Here is a 17,506-nt window from a genome sequence, read left to right on the forward strand (position 1 = left end):
GTCACGCCGCCTTGCGGGATTTAGCCGCGGTCTTCTGGGCTGAAGCCTTTTTTGCAGGCGACTTCGTTGAAGCTGCCTTGGTAGCCGTCTTAGTTGCAGCCGTCTTAGTTGCAGCCGTCTTGGTCGCCGCTGTCTTTTTTGCCGCCGTCTTGCCAGAGGCCGCCTTCTTCGCCGCGGGCGCCGCCTTCTTGCCGCCCTTCAAGCTGCGTTGCAACAGCTCGGTCAGGTCGATGACGTTGTCTGCATAGGCGGGGGATTCTTCCTGCGGCTCCAAGACCGTTTCGGTCTTGCCCGCTTTCACCTTTTTCTCAACCAGCCCCATCACAGCGGCCTTGAATTCGTCTTTGTATTCCGTCGGGTCCCATTTGCCGGACATGTCGTCCACCAGCATCTTGGCCATCTTCAGCTCGCTGGCGCTGGGCGTCATGCCTTTGGCGCCGGATTTGGGCAGCTCCAGATCGTCCATCGATTTGACGTCGTCGCCCCACCGCATCAGGTTGAGCACCAGCGCGTCGCCAGACGGAATCAACGCGGCCAGGTGCTGCTTGGTCTGAATCACCACCTTGGCGATGCCGATCTTGCCGGTCTTGGCCAGCGTGTCGCGCAGCAAGGCGTATACCTTTTGGCCTTTATTGATGGGCGCAACGTAGTACGGCCGCTCCAGATACACGAACGGCACGTCCGCCATGTCGACGAACTGTTGGATTTCAATGGTTTGCGTGGTGCGGGGGTAGGCGTCGGCAATCTCTTCCGGGGAAATGATGACGTACTGGCCGTCTTCGTATTCCACGCCCTTGACGATGTTGTCGCGGTCGATTTCCTTGCCGGTGCGCTTGTTGATGCGCTTGTAGCCAACCGGGTCCATCGAGCGCTTGTCCAGCCAGTCGAAGTCCACGCCGGACTCGGTGGTCGCGGTGTGCAGGCCGACCGGTATGTGGACAAGGCCAAACGAAATAGCCCCTTTCCAGATGGTTCTTGTTGCCATGATCAACTCCTCTTATTAGAGAATGATCAGCAAATAGTATTCCTGCTTGGGTCCGCTGCCTTTCCTGCTTGGGTCCGCTGCCTTTCCTGCTTGGGGCCGCTGTTTTTCCTGCTGGGGGCCGCCACTTCGGGCCGCAGCTTGGCGTCAGGTGCCTTCGGCTAGCGCACCGCCTGCGGGCGCCCTGCCCGCTTGATGGCCCGACGCCGCCACCACAGCCAGGCGCCACTGATGCCCAGCCCGCCCAGCGCCAATCCACCGGCAGCCACCGCTGCTTCCAGCGCAGCCCCGCCTAGTTCACCCGTATGCAGCGGATAGATCACCGCCGTGGCGCGGGCGCCCGGGTCCAGCTCGTTCCAGCGCTGCACCGCCAGCACCTGCGCCGTGCGAGCGTCGATCCAGACCGAGGTCATGCCATTGGGATGCGGATCATCGGCCAGCATCATCCGGAATCGGGTCGGCGCGTTGCCATGGGGTGGCACGACGATATAGCCGATGGGCGGCGCGTCGGGAAATTGCGCCACGGCTCGGGCGGCAAGCTGGTCCAGCGTCCAGGGTGAACCCCCAGCCGGTTCGCCCGCCAGGGCCGGCAACTTTGGCGCCTTGACGGGCGTAGCGCCGCTTAGCCAGGTGACGGCCGCGCCCAGCGGACGCCAGGCCATGTACGCGCCCGTCGCCACCGATACCGCGATCAGCAGGCCCAACGTGGCGCCACCTACGCGGTGCAGATCAAACAGCGAACGCAGCAAGCCGCGGTCGAGCGCAATATTCCAGCCCTTGGCCCAATGGCGCGGCCACCACAGGATCAATCCCGTAATCAGCAGGAAGAGATAAGCCAGCGCCACCCAAGCCAGAATGGCTTTGCCCGTGCCGTCCAGGTACAGCGCGCTGTGCAGCTTGAACAGCACGTTCGCCGCGCCCTCGGTGTCGCCGCGCCGGCCCTGCTCGGCTCCTGTCGCCGGGTCCAGGTAGACGGTGCCGCGCCATGAGCCGCGCACCCGCACTTGCAGCGTTTCGCCCGGGCTGCGGGCGGGCCGCAATACCAGGTTTGCGCCGTCGCCGAACTCTTTTCGGACGCTGCGCAATATTGATTCCAGCGGGACGGTGGCTTGCGCAGGCGCCATCGCTGAACGGATGCCGGACTGCATTTCGGATTGGATGTCGGATTGGATGTCGGATTGGACGTTGGATTGGACGTTAGATTGGACGCCGGCTTGGACGTTGGATCGGACGTCGGACAGCGTTTCGGTTCGGACTTCGAAAAGCTGCGGGTTCGCCCAGCGGTCCAGCGCCGGCGTCACCACAAGCGCCGCGCCGGACAAGCCGGAAAAGATCAGCACCCAGCCGGCGCTAAGCGCCAGCCAGCGGTGCACCCGCAGCCACACGCCGCGCAGGCCCTTCATTGGAAGGCTCCGGTTTGACACATGCCGGCGCGGTTCAGAATGCCACCGACGCTTGCAGGTAGACGGTGCGCGGCTGGCCCACGAACTTGCCGCCGTTGTTGTCGGTGGAGCGCGTGTAGTAGCGGCGGTCAAACAGGTTCTTGATGCCCACGGCCACCTTCATATTGTTCATGTCCTTGCCAAAGTCGTAGCCCGCGCGCAGCGCCACGGTGGCAAAGCCCGGGATGTCGCCCAGGCGGCCGCTGGCGTCTTCTTCCGTGACGTAGCCCGCGCCCGCATCTGGGGAACCGGGCGAATGTTGTTTCGACTGGGCAAAGACGTCGGCGTTGAACGTCCAGCGCTGCACTGCGTAGCGCGCACCAATGGACGCAACCTGGCGCGAGTACAGCGGCAGGTCGCGCCCTTCGAAAGCGCCTGCCTTGGCGATGGCTTGCGTGTAGGTGTAGGTGGCGTAGACGGACAGGCCGCGCAAGGCGTCGCTCAAGTCGCCCAGGTCGTATCGCAAGGCGGACTCCAGGCCGCGGTGACGGGTGGCGCCCAGGTCCGTCCACATGCCCTCGCCCACAATGGACCGCGTCAGCTGCAATTCCTTGTCGAAATCGATATTGAACAAGGTGAATTCGCCGCTCCAGGCATCTCCTGCAAAGTGCGTGCCGATTTCATAGGTCTTGGCCGTTTCGGGGTGCAAACCTTCGGTGGTGGACGCCAACTGGCTGTATTGCTGCGGCCCGAACGATTTGCCGGCGTTGGCGAACAGCGACCATTTTTCATCCATGCGGTACAGCACCGACAGCGTGGGCAAGGTCACGCGCGAGTCGATCGACGGCGACAAAGCGCTGGTGACCGCGCCCGTGGCGGTGTTGAAGTTGGTGACGTTGTTGTACGTGCTGATGCTTTCAAAGCGCACGCCCGGGGTGATGGTCCACTTGCCGATGTCGATGCGGTCGTCGATATAGAAAGCGTGGGCGGTGGTGCCGCCGTCGCTTGTCTGGTAGGTGGGCATTTTCAGGTCGAAGGCGTCGCCGCCGGCCGCCGGGTTGTAGTACGCCGTGCGCCCCGCCACTTCCGAGCTGCTTTCTTTCAGGTAGCGGTAGCCCACGCTGATTTCCTGCACCACCAAGCCCGAATCAAACAAGCGCGAATAGCGCGGCTCGAATCCGAAGTAGTGATAGCTGCGGGGGGCTGAGGTCAGGCGGAACTGGTTGGCCGTGGCCCCTGTACCGGCTTGTTCGATGTAGCTGCCGCGATACGAGTCCACGTAATACGTCAGCACTTCGACGTTGTTCACGCCGTCGTTGTGCGTGTACTTCAGCGACCCATCTGTGCGGCGGCCGGTGAACTGGTCGTACTGCCGGGTGGACTGGAACGGGTCTTCCGAATATTGCGCGGTGGTCAGGCCGCCCGGCATCCGGCCTTTGCCTTCGAAGTGGTGCAACGAGACGGCCACGTTGTCGGTTGACGAGAAGCGGTAAGCGCCCTTCAGGATGACGTCGTCGATGTCGGTGGAATCGTTGCTGGACCGGTAGCCGTCGCCGTGCGTGCCTGAATACAGCAGCGCGCCGCCCAGACCCTGGTCGGTGGTGCCCCCCAGGAACAGGCTGGGCGTGGTCTTGACGTTGCCGCCGTGGCTATAGATTTCGCTGCCTACGTTCAGGCTGGTCGTGAAGTCCGCGGGAATCTGGCGCGTCACAAAGTTGATGATGCCGCCCACGTTCTGCGGCCCATAGCGCACCGAACCCGCCCCGCGCACCACGTCCACCGACTCCAGATTGCCCAGCGACACCGGCGCCAGCGACAACTGCGGCTGGCCGTAGGGCGCGTAGGCCATCGGCACCCCGTCCATCAAGATGGTCGACCGGGGCGACAGCCGCGACGTCAGGCCGCGCACGCCCACGTTCAGCGACACGTCGCTGCCGCCCGTGCCGTTGCTGTCTTGCACTTGCACGCCCGGAATCTGGCGCAGCACGTCACGCACATTGCTGGACCCGCTTTCCACGATTTGCTGCTGCTCGACAACCGTGCGGGCGCCGGGATGCGACAACACCTTTTCTTCGGTGGGTGTGCCGAGCCAGTCGCCCGTTACGGTGACGGCGGCCAACTCCCCTGCTTCGCCAGCGGCGGCAGCGGTGGCAGATGCGGTGGCAGATGCGGTGGCAGATGCGGTGGCAGATGCGGTGGCAGATGCGGTGGCAGATGCGGCGGCAGATGCGGCGGCAGGTGCGGTGGCAGGCGCCGGGGCCGGGCCCGTCTGCGCCTGAGCCAAACCGGACAGACCCGCCAAGGCGGCGGCAATGGCCGCGGCGCGGCGATTCAGCGGGAAGAATGCCCGCACTTGCTTAAGGTTGGCCTTCGCCATCTTGCTCTTCTCCAGACGCCTGCTCAGGCGTCACCACAGGTAGCGGTCATCCTCAGTGCGACAGGAGGCAGCAAGAGTCAATGACACGACAGCCGGACACCCAGCGTCCGACTCCGGGCGGGAGTATAAATAGGATCTATTTGCAAGTAAATAGGCGCCAAAATGGTTGCCAGGTTAAGCGAAATTGGCGCCTGGCTTGGGTTTACGGCGCATTCAGAGCAAGCAAACGAAGGCGATTGGGTACTAACCTTGGGGCAACTTGGGCGAGCTTTTGGCTGGATTTTGGCTGGATTTTGGCTGGGTTTTGGGCTGGCTTTTGGGCCGATTTTTGAACCACTGCGGGCGAACTACGGCTTCAATTCCCGCGGCAAGGTCTTGCCCGCGTCGTCATCGCCGTAGATCAAACCGGGCAACGGCGACCTGCCCTTTGCTGCTTGTTCCCACAGCACTTCGATCCAGTCCGCGGCAGTGTCCGCAATGGCGTCATGCACGGCAAAGCCGGCGCTGTCGGGGGCGAACTGCGGCACTGCGGGGCTGAGACCCTTGCTCGTGTGGCGGACGTCGAACAAGGTCCGGTGGGCGTCCACCGCCTTGTTCAGCACGTACAAGTCGGGGCCGTCCAGGCTGATGACGACCGAGAACGTGCCCTCGCCGTCCTGGTCGGGGAATATGCCGAATTGGATTTCGCGGGCTTTTTCCGGCAAGGCGGCAATCAGCGCAGCCAGTTTTTCTTGGGCGCGGCCGGTGTGCTGGTCCAGCACGCGGCGCAGTGCAATTTGGTAGTCGTGTTGAGTCATCGGGAAATTTTACGGTGAAGATGGCTGGAAAATACCTCAACCATCACTTTAACTACTTCACTTTAGGTGTTCGGTATTTTATTAAATAAATCAACCTCTTGCCTTTAAATCATAAAGTCATTTATAGGCGCATTTCGGCATTCACCTTAGACGGTTTTTGACTTTCCCGGGAAAACCCGCAGAAACTTTTCTGCTTTCGTTCGGGTCGCTAATGATTCAGGTTAACGTCAGGCGCCTTCTCCGGCACGCGCCGCGCCTGTGTCCCGCCGCCTACCCGAGAGCCTCCGATGACTACCTCCTCCTCGCCCGCCGCCCACACCGAGGTGGAGGACACGCGCGCCGGCCTGTCAGTCATGGACGCGACCGTCGTCTTGGTGGGCGTGGTGATCGGCATCGGCATTTTTGGCTTCCCGCCATTGGTGGCGCAGCACGCGGGTTCCGAAGCCATGTACATCGGCTTGTGGTGCGCCGGCGGCCTGGTGATGCTGGTGGGCGCGCTGTGCTACGCCGAATTGGGCTCGGCCTACCCGGGCGCAGGCGGCGAATACCTGTATTTGACTCGGGCCTGGGGTCCACGCGTGGGGCTGATGTTCGCCTGGGCGCGGTGCACGGTCATCCAGACTGGCGCCATCGCCGTCGTCGCCTATATCTATGGCGATTACGCCCAGCGCCTGATGCCCTTGGGGGCGCACGGCCCGGCGCTGCATGCGGCGATTTCAGTGGTCGTGCTGACTGCGCTGAACGTGATCGGCACAAAACACTCCAAGCGGCTGCAATGGGTATTTACCGTGCTGACGCTGCTGGCGCTGGGCGCCGTCTTGGTCGCCAGCCTGTCCACCTCTACCGATAACACCGCCCTGGACGCCGCGCCCGCCGCGCTTACCGGCAACACCGCGGGCTTGCTGGGCATGGGCATGGTGTTTGTGCTGCTGACCTATGGCGGCTGGAACGAAGCGGCCTACCTTAGCGGCGAACTGCGCAACCCGGGGCGCAACATGAGCCGCGTGCTGCTCATCGGCACGGCCGTCGTGACGGGCGCCTACGTGCTGACCAATCTGGCGTTGCTGGAGATTTTCGGCCTGCAAGGCCTGCGCGACACGCCGGCGCTGGGCGCAGACGTCATGCAATTGGCAGCCGGCCCCTATGCCGCCGCCTTGCTCAGCTTGATGATCTGCGCCACGGCGCTCAGCACCATCAACGGCACCATCATCACCGGGGCGCGGGTGTATTACGCGCTGGGGCGCGACGTGCCGCGGCTGCGGGCATTGTCCGGCTGGAGCGCACGCAATGCGACGCCGGTGGCCGCGCTATTGGCGCAAGGCGCGATCACGCTGGCGCTTGTGGCCCTGGGCGCCTTCAGCCAGAACAGCGTGCAGACCATGGTGGCGTATACCGCGCCCGTGTTCTGGATCTTCATGCTGCTGGTCGCGGCGTCCGTCTGGCGCTTGCGCCAGATCGACCCCGATCGCGCCCGGCCGTTTCGCGTGCCGCTGTATCCGCTGCCCCCGCTGCTGCTGGCCCTGACATGCGCCGGGCTGGTCTATTCCAGCGCCGTGTATGCGGGCGCTGGCGCCTTGATCGGGCTGGCCGTGCTGGCGGCCGGCGTCCCCATGTTGCGATTGCTCAAGCCTGCCCGGCTGCCGGGCTAACCCAAGGAACCTTCCATCATGAAACCTTCGACTCTGCCTTCCCCTTTCGCCCGCCCGCCCGTTGCCGGTGTCCAGCGCGCTACGCAGACGCGCAAACGCATGATGATGGTGGCGACCGCCATGGCGCTGTCGTTGGCGTTTGCGGCCATGGCCAACGCCCAGCCCGCAGCCAAGCCTGCGGCCAGCGACGCCAAGGAATACGTGCCCGACGTGGGCCAGGATGGCAAAGACGTCATCTGGGTGCCCACGCCGCAAACGCTCGTGGACAAGATGCTGGACATGGCCAAAGTCACGCCGCAAGACCGCCTGATGGACCTGGGCTCGGGTGACGGCCGCACCGTCATCACCGCCGCGCAGCGCGGGCTGACCGCGCAAGGCATCGAATACAACCCGGATCTGGTTGAGCTGTCGCGCCGCAACGCGCAACGCGCGGGCGTGGCCGACCGGGCCACCTTCGTGGCGGCCGATTTGTTTCAAACGGATTTGTCCAAGGCCGACGTGATCACCATGTTCCTGCTGTCGACCATCAACGAGAAGCTGCGCCCCACCCTGCTTCAACTGCCGCCCGGCACCCGCGTGGTATCGAACACGTTCCGCATGGGCGATTGGGAGCCGGACGCGGCCGAGACCGTCACGAAGGATTGCTCCACCTACTGCACGGCGCTGCTGTGGATCGTGCCGGCCAAGGTCGAGGGAAAGTGGGAGGTCGATGGCCAGACGCTGCACCTGAAGCAGCAATACCAGATGCTGTCGGGCAAGCTGGGTTCGGCCGATATCTCGGACGCGCGCCTGGACGGCAAAGCAATTTCGTTCGTGGCCAACGGCGTGCGCTACACGGGCGAGGTCAATGGCAAGACCATGAGCGGCAGCGCCGCCGGCAAGGGAAGCTGGACGGCCAAGCGCATATAGGAACTGGCGCGCGGCACGGCAGCGGAGTAAGCGGTAGAAATTCGTGGTGACAACTGGCGGCGGCTTAGATGGCCGCCTGGCGCACACGCTTGGACAACGCTTCGGCAGACTCTTTGCGTTCGCTGTATCGATCCACCAGATACGGCGAGACGTCGCGCGTCAGCAGCGTGAATTTCACCAGTTCTTCCATGACGTCGACGATCCGGTCGTAATACGCCGACGGCTTCATGCGGCCGGCGTCGTCGAATTCCTGCCAGGCTTTGGCTACCGAGGACTGATTCGGAATGGTCAGCATGCGCATCCAGCGGCCCAGAATGCGCATCTGATTCACCGCGTTGAACGATTGCGATCCGCCACTGACCTGCATCACCGCCAGCGTCTTGCCCTGCGTAGGCCGCACCGCGCCCAGGGTGAGCGGAATCCAGTCAATCTGCGACTTCATCAGCCCGGTCATGGCGCCGTGGCGCTCAGGCGAACACCAGACCATGCCTTCGGCCCACTGCACGGCCTCGCGCAGCGCCACCACTTTCGGGTGATCTTCAGGCGCTTCGTCGACGAGCGGCAGGCCGGAGGGATCAAAAATGCGCGCTTCCGCCCCAAAGCGCTGGAGCAAACGGGCGGCCTCTTCGGTGGCGTAGCGGCTGAATGAGCGCTCGCGCAGCGAGCCATACAGCAGAAGGATGCGCGGCGCGTGGGTGGAGCGTGGATGGTCGAAGGCGGCGCCGATATGGTGATCCACATGCTCGGCAAGCAGATTCGGCAAATCGAGGTTTGGCAGATCGGAGGGGGAAACAGCAGTAGATTCAGTCATGCGTGAATAATACAACGATAGTTGAATTATTGAAAAGCGCTGAAGCTGCTTGAGGATAAGAGCTTGATTGGCGACTCACAGCGCTGCGCTGCGCCGCGGGTGTGTGATCGCCTCTTGCGATCGCCCGTTGCGATTGCCCCTTCCGATTGCCCCTTCCGATTGCCCTTGCGTTTGACCCTGCCCCTTCTCATGCAATAGCATCCGTTGCATGAGACGAGACAGCAAACTTTCCGGTGTCCTCCACGTGTTGCTACACATGGCCGAAGCGCCCGGCCCCATGACCTCTGAAGACCTGGGCCGGGTCATGCAGACCAACCCCGTCGTCATCCGCCGCATCATGGCGGGCTTGCGCGAACAAGGCATGGTCCGATCGGAAAAAGGCCACGGCGGCGGCTGGACCATCTCGTGCGACTTCAACGACGTCACGCTGCGCGACATTTACGAAGCGCTGGGAAAGCCAGAGATTTTTGCCATGGGCAACCGCAGCGAATCGCCCGGTTGCCTGGTGGAAGCCGCCGTGAACAAGGCGCTGGACGGCGCCTTCGAAGACGCGCAGGCCTTGCTGATGGAGCGGTTTGGCGGCGTGACGCTGGCCGCACTGAGCCGGGATTTTCACGAGGGCATGGTCACGCAAGGACGCCGCATCGACTTCAACGCCATCCATGCCGGCCACGACGAGGACGCCGCACCGGCGATCTCGTCCTAGGCCGCGTTCCTGATCACCGAGCGGATCAGGTTCCAGGCGGCGTTTGTTCCCCTTGCACCCGCCACGCGGCCAGCGTCGTTTCCACCAGCTTGATCTCGCGCGGCGACATGCCGGCCGCTTCGTAGTACCGCCGGCGTTGCGTGACGACCTCGCGCACCGGGTCCAGGATCGAACGCGCAGCCGCCTCCGACCGCAGGCCGAAGCGCCGGTACTCCGTCAGGCAATTCGCAAACGTGCTGTCCCGGCCCGCCGCGCCAATATGCAGGTAGTGCTTGGCGGACCCTTCCTGCGTCACCACATCGAATAGCGGCGACAGGCGGTACGTGTGCGCGCCGTCGTCCTTCAGAAATCCCACATTCTTCAAGTGATCGTCGGTGTTGTGCACGGCCACGTTCAGGATCATGCGGGCGTACAGCTCTTTCAGATCCTGCACGGGGTTCGACGACACGCGGCGCACGACGTCCGCCAGGCGCGCATAGGAATACGTGGCCTTGCCGCGCGCGCCATCCAGCTCGCGCTTGCCGATCAGTCCCGACGGGCTGATCAGCGACGCGCCACTTAAGAAATGCCGCCGCGCGACGACGGGGCCCGCGCCGCTGGCGGCAGGCAGGCGCTGGCGGTCAAAACGATGCGTTAGCAGCACCGCGCCCAGATGCGTTTCGGTCAAACGCACCTCTGGCACGGTCAACCCGATCTCGCGCGCCATTTGCAAATTGGCGAACTCCACGCGCTGCCGGTCGTAAGAGTCGCCCTTGCGCGGAAACTTGGCGATCCACATCTCGCCGTGCTCGTCGCGAACAATCGTCTTCGGCCGCGCCCCGCCGATATCCCAGGAACTGCCCAGAATGTCGCGGTACAGCCCTTTGGGTTTCACGCCTTGGTCGATATCCGTCAGCAGATCGGCCAGCGATTCCACCTGGCTGACTTCAGGCAGCCGGTAGGTTTTGCGCATGTTCGGCGTGAGCAAGCGCGCGCTGAAGAACAGCGCGCCCACGCCCATGCCGCGCCCGCGCAGCAGGACTTCGTCTTCGGTGACGCGCGCGCCCGCTTTATCCACGCGCATGACGTTGCGCCCCCACGCGTCCGGCGCGGCGTCGAAGATGGCGCCCAGCGTTTCGTAGCGGCTTTCGGTGCGGAAGGTGGTCTTGGCGTCGATCAGCGGCAAATTCAACGGGTCCAACGCAAAGGCGCGCGGGTCGTTGACGTAGGACTGCACGTAGGTGAATTCGGCGAAAAAGTGGTTTTCGTCGGTGTCGTCCAGCGTCAGCACGCCGGCCAAGACCGCTTCGCCGCGGATGTCCACATAGACGAAGAGTTCGCTTTCAACCGATTTGTGCTTGCGGGAACGTGCCATGGCCGCGCCTTGGCCTTACAGCTTGGCGGGGTCGGTGCGATGCGCTGGCAACGCCCCGCCACTGCCCCGGCTGGGCCGGCGCATCGCATCCAGGCGCTTGCCCACCCCGTCTTCTTCGGGGTCGGCCAGCGCAAACACCTGATCGCGAAAGCCGTATTGCAGCAACGCTTCGACGGCAAGCGCCAGCGAAACGCCGCCGTCGCCCCGTTCCAGCCGCGCGATGGTGGCGCGCGACACGCCCATACGGCTGGCCAGCGTGCTTTCGGATTCGGCCCGGCGCAGGCGCGCCGTACGCAGGTTCGCGCCCAAGCGCACCAGGGCTTCGGCGGCATCGAAGCTGGGTTCTATCTTCTTTTTCATGCGTCAATAATAGAACTGTGCAGGGTGAATTGCACGATTAATGACGCATTTCTTATCAATATCTGCATTATTAATAGCGCATTAAGGCAAAATATGCGCCATTAATGATGCATAACGTGCAGGTTAAACCGCCACGGCCTGATCCAGACGCAATGCGCCGCGCGCCGTGTCCAGCGTGACGCGGGCACCCAGCGGCAAAGTCAGATTCGGGTCGCCGTGGCCACTGGGCCAGCCGGCCAGAATAGGAATTCCGCGTGCGCGGAACTGGTCCAGAATCAGCGGGTACAGCAGGCCCTGCGCCTGCGCGTCATCCATTTGCACGCCCAGCCGCGTGAAGTTGCCCACCAGCAGGCCTTTGACGCCATCGAATTTGCCCGCGGCGGCCAATTGACTCAGCAGCCTGTCCACGCGCGGAATGGCTTCGTTGACGTCTTCGATGAACAGGATGGCGTCACGCGTATCGATGTCGTGGCGGCCGCCGATCAGCGCCGCGATCAACGCCAAGTTGCCCCCGATCAAGCGGCCGCTGGCCACGCCCGGCACCAGTTCGGTTGGCAGCGCATCCATCGGGGGCGTGATCCATGCGCCCTTCCCCATCTGCCCGGTGACCATCGCGATCAAGGCGGATTCCGTGGGTTCGCGTTTGCCGGCCAGAAGGTCTTGCGCCAGCATCGGCCCGTGAAAGGTCACAAAGCCCGCATGGCGTTGCAGCGCCAAGTGCAGCGCGGTGATGTCGCTATAGCCGATGAAGGGCTTGGGATGCCGCCGCAAGAGACCGAAGTCCAGCTGATCCAGCAAGCGCCACGAACCAAAGCCGCCTTGCAGGCACCACACCGCGCCGACCTCCGGATCTTCGAAAGCCGCATGCAAGTCAGCCAAGCGGTCGGCGTCGCTGCCGGCCAGATACTCATACGGCACATCCAGCCGCGTGCGGCTGGCGGGCATGACTTGCGCCACGAACCCGCGCGACTCCAGCCATTGCGCCGCGTCGTCGCTGGCATTGAGCGCCGCAGAAGCCGGCGCCACAATCGCCACTTTGGCGCCCGGGCGCAGGGCCGGCACCGCGGCCGCTCCCTTGCCATGCGAGGGCGCGGGCGGCGTCGGCGCAAGCGGAGCTTGCCCCTTACCAGGGCCGCGGCTGGGGCCTGCGCAACCCGCCAACGCCAGCGCCGACAGGCACAAGACGCCCGTCTGCTTCAAAAAGCCGCGACGGCTGTGATCGGAACGTTGCGTAGGCTCGCCAGGCAAGGTCATAGGCACTTAGAACCGTTCGTAGTCCAAGCGATAGCGCCATTGGCCCACCGCCAGCCCCGCCATGGGCAAGCGCCCGATGCGCAGGCGGCGCAGCGCCTGCAACTGCAAGCCCGCCGTGTCGCACACAAATTCGATGAAGCCCGGCAACGGCGTTTTCAGCGCAAAGCGCAGGTGGGTTTCGTTCTGCCAGCTGACTTTCATCGGCGTGGCGGCGCGCCCATCAAACGCCAGCCCGCGCTGCAACCGCGCAAGATCGCCTTCGCTCAATTGCCCGCTGACTTGCGCGATGTATTCCTGCTCAACCAGCTTGCCCTCTTCCACCAGCTTGCGCGACACGGCGTATTCCTGCGTGTACACGACGAGCCCGCTGGCTGCGCGTTCAAGCGGTGTCACGAGCTTCAGGCCATTGAACATGCGCTTCAGATAACGCTGGCTGGAGCGGTCGCCCGGCATCTGGTTCTTGGGGATGATCAGGTCGCGGGCGGAACCCGGTTCGTTGTCCGCATAAGTGCCGGCGGGCTTGTGCACCAGAAACGTCACCGGCTTCATGTCTTCCAGCTTCGCACCGGGCAGCAGGCTGATGGTTTGGCCCGGCGCCACGCGAAAGCCTGGCTCTTCGATGGTTTTGCCGTCCACGGCGACCCAGCCGCCTTCGATATAGCGTTCGGCGTCGCCGCGCGAGCAGTTCTGTTCCGCGGCCAGTCGCTTGGCCAGGCGTACGCTTTCGCTCATCGGACCCCCGCCTGGAATGCGGGCGCTGCCGGGGTGAAAAGGAGTTGGGGCGCGCTGTCAGCCAGCGCAGTCGGGTGCATCGTCATGTATTGCCGGGGTGTTGCAAAAAAAGCGGGCGTTGCGCCCGCGGTGTCAGACGAATGTTACGCCTTTTCGACGGGCGTTCCCGGCAACGCCGGGTCCGCCACGGCGGGAATGGTGGCGGGCACTGCGGCGGTATCGTCAGGCGGCGGCACCTCGTTGATCCAGGCCGTCAACAGCGTGGACGTCACGGCCAGAATGACCGGCCCGATAAACAGCCCGACGATGCCAAACGCGAACATGCCGCCCAGCACGCCCGACAAAATCAGCAGCATCGATAGATTAACGCCGCGTTTGATCAGCAGCGGGCGCAGCAGGTTGTCCAGCATGGCGACCAGCACCGCCCAGATCAGCAGCAGCGTCGCGGCCAGTTTCATGTCGTTCTGAAACAGCCAGATGACCCCGCCCAGCATCGGCAGGAACGGACCCAGCTGCGCCAGGCACAGCATCACCATCAAGGCGGTCAGGATGCCGGCCGCCGGAACGCCGGCAATCCACAAGCCCACGCCGCCCAGTGCGGACTGCACCACGGCGGTCACGACGATGCCCAGCGCCACGGCCCGGACGGCGGCGCCCGCCAGACGGATGGCCGCCACGCCGCGCGCACCCGCCAACCGGTTGGCGAAGCGCCTGACGAAGTCGGCCGCCATATCGCCTTGGGCGTACAAAATGCCAGAGATGACGATGGTGACCAGCATGTGGACCACAAACACGCCAACGATCGCGGCGTGCCCCAGCAGCCACCGCACTGCGGTGGTCAGATAAGGTTCCAGCCGCGCCAGCAACCCGCCCGCGCCGGCATCGGACAAGGTCTGCCATTCCTGCGCAATGCGCGGACCGGCAATGGGAATGCTGCGTATCCAGCTCGGCGGCGCAAGCAGTGCGTAGTCCGGCAGGCTTTTGACGGCGGCCATGATCGCGCCGCTATGCTCCGCCAGGGTCGCAATCACCTGATAAAGCGGCAGCACGATCACGAACAGCAGGATCAGCAGCATGAACACGGTGGCCGCCCAGCGCCGCCCGCCGCAACGTTCCTGTATGGCCAGCATCACCGGCCACGTCGCCACAACAATCGTGGTCGCCCAGATAAGCCCGGGCAGGAAGGGCTGCAACACGTACAGGCTGCCCACCATCAAGGCGGAAAGGATGACGATAAGAAGCAGAATGCGGGCTAGATCAACGTTCGGACGTGGGTTCACCCGGTGCTCCTGGCAAGGCGTGACGCCCTGCGTAAAGGCGCATCGCGACGGTTGGGCGGCTGCCCAATGGGCCGAAGGAATGCGATCTTTGGAATTTATCCGAAAATGCGTCGGACTTGTACTTCATTACAAGGGCGAATGGGAACGCGGCTTGCTGCGCGCAGATGCCGCCGGATTCGATGCAATGCGGATGGCGATGGCGCCGGGCTCTCCGGTGGCTGCCTTCGCGGCGGCACATCTCTTTGGAGGTATGCCATGAGGCTCCTGACCACTGCCGGCCTATCGTCGGCCATCGTGCTGGCCTTTGCGCTGGCCGGCTGCACCGCTCCCAGCTCCTATAGCTCACCGCAGCCACGATCAAGTTCCAGCTCGGACACGCGGAATCAAGCCAACTACCACGCCGACAACTTCGGCGAACCCGACAACACCCCGTTCCAGGGTGTTTACCCCGGCCGCTGATCGGCGTCGGCTTGAGCGGCGCGCGCGGCGGCGTTGTCTTCCAGAGCGCCACGCGCGGCCGCATTCTGCTGCGCCAAGGCCATCAGATGGCGCGTCAGCTCGCCCACTTGCTCATCCTTTTGCTTCAGTTGCAGCAGCAGCGCGGCGGATTGCGCATCGGACGCGGCCGCCCGGGCTTCCAGCGCCTGCTCACGCTGGCGGGCGGAGGCGAGTGCGTCTTGCGCCACATCCTGACTGACGTCATACCGTGCCTGCGCCGCCTGAATTTCTGTTTTCAGCTCTGCCCTGACGCGCTGCGTATCCTGCTCCGCGGCCCGTTTGGCGTCTTGCGCCTGGGTTAGCGACGTTTGCAGCTGGCTGATCTGCCGCTGGCTGGCGATTTGGGCTTCGTCGAAGCGCAATTGCAGCTTCTTGGCCGCCCCGCGCTCGGCATCCAGCTCGTTCATCCAGCGCCGCTCGTGTGCGGTGTGCCGCGCTTCGAGCGCATCCAGCGCCTGGGCATGCAGGCCGCGCATCTTTTCGGCTTCGGTCAGCAGCGTCTGAACCGCGCCGCGCGCGTCTTCCCGTTGCAGCCGGCTTTGCTTGAGCTGTTCATCGCGTTGGCGTAACAGCTGTTCCGCCGCCTGAAGACGATCTTCCGTGGCGGCCAGCTGTGCGGTGGCCAGCCGCAAGCTCTCCTGCAAATCCTGTTCACGATTCGCCAGCTGGATCTCACGTTGCTGGAGTTGCTCGGCCTGCCCCGCCAAACGCTCGCCCTCTTCTGCCAGTTCTTCCCAGCGCTGCCGGTACGAATCGGCTTGTTCGGCGCGCGCTTCAGCCAGGGCGGCTTCCCAGAAGTGGGTGGCGGCTTGCGTTACCGGGTCGGGGATGGCGGGTGCGGCGGCAAACGCGCCGGGGTCTTTGATGCGGGCGCCCAGCGCACGGAACCAGGTTTCCAGGTGCGGGCTGACGGTGTTGGGCGACCCCCGGCCAATTTTTTGCCGGACCCGCTCGATGGTGGGGCGCGCGCCTTCCAGCAACAAGGCGTCGGCGGCCGTCCAGACGTCGTTTTCCGTAATTCCCGTGGCCATTGCCGTCACTCCCTCGTTTGTCGTCGTTTGGGTGTTGAATTAGTCACGATAATGGAACCTTATCGTGATCTATTTCTCGTATCCGTTAGATATCATACAGCATACATAATAATATGTATGAAATAAGCATACAGACCCACTTCAGCGCAGATTCGCCCGAAAAAGGCGTCGCGCACCCAGCCGCCCGGCAATTCCGTATAGTTCTGGCTTCGCCCGACGCACCCTGAAGCCCCGCCCTGCCCATGCAGCTGAAATTGTTGGCCTCGCTGCCCTTGTTGGACCCGCACTCGCTCGACGTGCAGGCGGACGCCGCCGTGCGCAGCCTGATGCGCGAAGGCAGTTCGGCCAACACCGCCGCCAGCTACCGGGCAGCCATCCGCTACTGGACGGCTTGGTTTGAGTTGCGCTACGGCCAGCGTTTCGCCCTGCCCTTGCCCGAGGCCGCCGTCATCCAGTTCGTGGTGGATCATGCGCAGCGCACAACGGATCACGGCCTGAAATGGGAGCTTCCGCTGGCGTTGGACCAGGAGCTGGTTCGCCTGAAAGCCAAAGGGCGGCTGGGCGCACCCAGTTTGAATACCCTGCTGCAACGGGTGTCGGTGCTGTCCAAGGCGCATGAATTGTTGGGGCACCCCAACCCGTGCCGAGCCGCCACCGTGCGCGAATTGCTGGCCAAGACGCGCCGCGCTTACGCCCGCCGCGGTGTGGCGCCGGCCAAAAAGGAAGCGCTGACCCGCGAACCCTTGCAGGCGATGCTGGCCACCTGCGACGACACTTTGCGCGGCATCCGAGACCGCGCGCTCTTGTTGTTTGCCTGGGCCAGCGGCGGCCGGCGCCGGTCAGAGGTGGTGCGCGCCACGGTTGAAAACACCGTCCGCACGGCCGAAGGCTTTCTCTATACGCTGGCGCAATCCAAGACCAACCAGACGGGCGCCCGCCGCGCGGACGACCAAAAACCGATCGTCGGCAGCGCCGCGCAGGCGCTGGACGCCTGGCTGGCCGCTAGCGATATTCAACAGGGTCCGATCTTTCGTCGCGTGCGCCGGGGCAATGTGATTGGGGAGCCGCTGGCGGCAGCAGCGGTGCGCGACATCGTGCAGGAACGCTGCAAGCTTGCCGGGCTGGACGGCGAATTTTCCGCGCACAGCCTGCGCTCGGGTTTCGTCACCGAGGCGGGCCGGCGCAACATTCCGCTGGGCGACACCATGGCCATGACGGGCCATGCCAGCGTCGCCACCGTCATGGGTTATTTCCGGGCGGGGGCTGCGGCCCAGTCCCCCGCTGCCCGCCTGATGGACGAACCCGAGCCAGACGACCTATAGATGTGCGCCGCGCCTGCCGTAATACGATGACGCTTTTTTGTTCGCGCTTTTTCGTTCGCACT

Annotated in this window: 16 protein-coding genes; 5 read left to right on the forward strand and 11 right to left on the reverse strand. The window is 64.1% G+C overall.

The window, feature by feature from the left end; translation table 11 throughout:
* Position 1: 1 nt before the first annotated feature.
* From ACFZAI_RS28290 to ACFZAI_RS28305, 4 genes are all read right to left on the reverse strand, one after another.
* Positions 2 to 985, reverse strand: a complete 984-nt coding sequence (locus ACFZAI_RS28290; protein WP_391570174.1) for a Ku protein — start codon at positions 983 to 985, stop codon at positions 2 to 4.
* 158 nt (positions 986 to 1,143) lie between these two features.
* Complete coding sequence (locus ACFZAI_RS28295; protein ID WP_391570175.1) at positions 1,144 to 2,385, reverse strand: PepSY-associated TM helix domain-containing protein; 1,242 nt, start codon at positions 2,383 to 2,385, stop codon at positions 1,144 to 1,146.
* 34 nt (positions 2,386 to 2,419) lie between these two features.
* Positions 2,420 to 4,741 (reverse strand): TonB-dependent receptor family protein, encoded by a 2,322-nt coding sequence (locus ACFZAI_RS28300; protein ID WP_391570176.1) that lies wholly within the window; start codon positions 4,739 to 4,741, stop codon positions 2,420 to 2,422.
* 347 nt (positions 4,742 to 5,088) lie between these two features.
* Positions 5,089 to 5,538, reverse strand: a complete 450-nt coding sequence (locus ACFZAI_RS28305; RefSeq protein WP_391570177.1) for a DUF6389 family protein — start codon at positions 5,536 to 5,538, stop codon at positions 5,089 to 5,091.
* 353 nt (positions 5,539 to 5,891) lie between these two features.
* Here ACFZAI_RS28305 and ACFZAI_RS28310 point away from each other — a divergent pair, with 353 nt between their 5' ends.
* Positions 5,892 to 7,187, forward strand: a complete 1,296-nt coding sequence (locus ACFZAI_RS28310) for an APC family permease (protein ID WP_391570286.1) — start codon at positions 5,892 to 5,894, stop codon at positions 7,185 to 7,187.
* Between the two features lie 18 nt (positions 7,188 to 7,205).
* Entirely contained in the window at positions 7,206 to 8,096 is an 891-nt protein-coding gene (locus tag ACFZAI_RS28315) for an SAM-dependent methyltransferase (RefSeq protein WP_391570178.1), read from the forward strand.
* Between the two features lie 64 nt (positions 8,097 to 8,160).
* Here ACFZAI_RS28315 and arsH read toward each other — a convergent pair whose 3' ends face one another.
* Positions 8,161 to 8,907, reverse strand: coding sequence for an arsenical resistance protein ArsH (arsH, locus tag ACFZAI_RS28320; RefSeq protein ID WP_391570180.1), 747 nt, complete (start codon positions 8,905 to 8,907; stop codon positions 8,161 to 8,163).
* 208 nt (positions 8,908 to 9,115) lie between these two features.
* Here arsH and ACFZAI_RS28325 point away from each other — a divergent pair, with 208 nt between their 5' ends.
* Positions 9,116 to 9,613 carry an Rrf2 family transcriptional regulator gene (locus ACFZAI_RS28325; RefSeq protein ID WP_391570181.1) on the forward strand — a complete coding sequence of 166 codons (498 nt, stop codon included), beginning with the start codon at positions 9,116 to 9,118 and terminating at the stop codon, positions 9,611 to 9,613.
* 25 nt (positions 9,614 to 9,638) lie between these two features.
* Here the strand turns inward: ACFZAI_RS28325 and ACFZAI_RS28330 are convergent, their stop codons facing one another.
* From ACFZAI_RS28330 to ydiK, 5 genes are all read right to left on the reverse strand, one after another.
* Positions 9,639 to 10,967, reverse strand: coding sequence for a type II toxin-antitoxin system HipA family toxin (locus ACFZAI_RS28330; protein WP_391570183.1), 1,329 nt, complete (start codon positions 10,965 to 10,967; stop codon positions 9,639 to 9,641).
* Between the two features lie 15 nt (positions 10,968 to 10,982).
* A complete protein-coding gene (locus ACFZAI_RS28335) occupies positions 10,983 to 11,327 on the reverse strand; it encodes a helix-turn-helix transcriptional regulator (protein ID WP_391570184.1) in 345 nt (114 codons plus the stop codon).
* 123 nt (positions 11,328 to 11,450) lie between these two features.
* Positions 11,451 to 12,389: an LD-carboxypeptidase gene (locus ACFZAI_RS28340; RefSeq protein WP_391570287.1), complete on the reverse strand. Its 939-nt coding sequence runs from the start codon at positions 12,387 to 12,389 to the stop codon at positions 11,451 to 11,453.
* Positions 12,390 to 12,587: 198 nt separating this feature from the next.
* Positions 12,588 to 13,313 carry an RNA pseudouridine synthase gene (locus ACFZAI_RS28345; RefSeq protein WP_391570185.1) on the reverse strand — a complete coding sequence of 242 codons (726 nt, stop codon included), beginning with the start codon at positions 13,311 to 13,313 and terminating at the stop codon, positions 12,588 to 12,590.
* 143 nt (positions 13,314 to 13,456) lie between these two features.
* A complete protein-coding gene (gene ydiK / locus ACFZAI_RS28350; protein ID WP_391570186.1) occupies positions 13,457 to 14,593 on the reverse strand; it encodes an AI-2E family transporter YdiK in 1,137 nt (378 codons plus the stop codon).
* Positions 14,594 to 14,848: 255 nt separating this feature from the next.
* Between ydiK and ACFZAI_RS28355 the strand changes: the two genes are divergently transcribed.
* Positions 14,849 to 15,052: a hypothetical protein gene (locus tag ACFZAI_RS28355; RefSeq protein ID WP_391570188.1), complete on the forward strand. Its 204-nt coding sequence runs from the start codon at positions 14,849 to 14,851 to the stop codon at positions 15,050 to 15,052.
* Here the strand turns inward: ACFZAI_RS28355 and ACFZAI_RS28360 are convergent.
* Positions 15,037 to 16,122 (reverse strand): hypothetical protein, encoded by a 1,086-nt coding sequence (locus tag ACFZAI_RS28360; protein WP_391570189.1) that lies wholly within the window; start codon positions 16,120 to 16,122, stop codon positions 15,037 to 15,039. The genes ACFZAI_RS28355 and ACFZAI_RS28360 overlap by 16 nt on opposite strands.
* A gap of 242 nt (positions 16,123 to 16,364) precedes the next feature.
* Between ACFZAI_RS28360 and ACFZAI_RS28365 the strand changes: the two genes are divergently transcribed.
* Positions 16,365 to 17,444: a site-specific integrase gene (locus tag ACFZAI_RS28365; RefSeq protein ID WP_391570190.1), complete on the forward strand. Its 1,080-nt coding sequence runs from the start codon at positions 16,365 to 16,367 to the stop codon at positions 17,442 to 17,444.
* Positions 17,445 to 17,506 lie beyond the last annotated feature (62 nt).

Origin of the sequence: Achromobacter sp. NPDC008082, assembly GCF_042957345.1 — a bacterium.
In the GTDB taxonomy this organism is placed as follows: domain Bacteria; phylum Pseudomonadota; class Gammaproteobacteria; order Burkholderiales; family Burkholderiaceae_B; genus Achromobacter; species Achromobacter kerstersii_A.

Excerpts from the sequence above, each read along its gene's own strand:
- ACFZAI_RS28290 (WP_391570174.1), bottom strand. The coding sequence starts at position 985 with ATGGCAACAAGAACCATCTGGAAAGGGGCTATTTCGTTTGGCCTTGTC.
- ACFZAI_RS28295 (WP_391570175.1), bottom strand. The coding sequence starts at position 2,385 with ATGAAGGGCCTGCGCGGCGTGTGGCTGCGGGTGCACCGCTGGCTGGCG.
- ACFZAI_RS28300 (WP_391570176.1), bottom strand. The coding sequence starts at position 4,741 with ATGGCGAAGGCCAACCTTAAGCAAGTGCGGGCATTCTTCCCGCTGAAT.
- ACFZAI_RS28305 (WP_391570177.1), bottom strand. The coding sequence starts at position 5,538 with ATGACTCAACACGACTACCAAATTGCACTGCGCCGCGTGCTGGACCAG.
- ACFZAI_RS28310 (WP_391570286.1), top strand. The coding sequence starts at position 5,892 with ATGGACGCGACCGTCGTCTTGGTGGGCGTGGTGATCGGCATCGGCATT.
- ACFZAI_RS28315 (WP_391570178.1), top strand. The coding sequence starts at position 7,206 with ATGAAACCTTCGACTCTGCCTTCCCCTTTCGCCCGCCCGCCCGTTGCC.
- arsH (WP_391570180.1), bottom strand. The coding sequence starts at position 8,907 with ATGACTGAATCTACTGCTGTTTCCCCCTCCGATCTGCCAAACCTCGAT.
- ACFZAI_RS28325 (WP_391570181.1), top strand. The coding sequence starts at position 9,116 with ATGAGACGAGACAGCAAACTTTCCGGTGTCCTCCACGTGTTGCTACAC.
- ACFZAI_RS28330 (WP_391570183.1), bottom strand. The coding sequence starts at position 10,967 with ATGGCACGTTCCCGCAAGCACAAATCGGTTGAAAGCGAACTCTTCGTC.
- ACFZAI_RS28335 (WP_391570184.1), bottom strand. The coding sequence starts at position 11,327 with ATGAAAAAGAAGATAGAACCCAGCTTCGATGCCGCCGAAGCCCTGGTG.
- ACFZAI_RS28345 (WP_391570185.1), bottom strand. The coding sequence starts at position 13,313 with ATGAGCGAAAGCGTACGCCTGGCCAAGCGACTGGCCGCGGAACAGAAC.
- ACFZAI_RS28355 (WP_391570188.1), top strand. The coding sequence starts at position 14,849 with ATGAGGCTCCTGACCACTGCCGGCCTATCGTCGGCCATCGTGCTGGCC.
- ACFZAI_RS28360 (WP_391570189.1), bottom strand. The coding sequence starts at position 16,122 with ATGGCCACGGGAATTACGGAAAACGACGTCTGGACGGCCGCCGACGCC.
- ACFZAI_RS28365 (WP_391570190.1), top strand. The coding sequence starts at position 16,365 with ATGCAGCTGAAATTGTTGGCCTCGCTGCCCTTGTTGGACCCGCACTCG.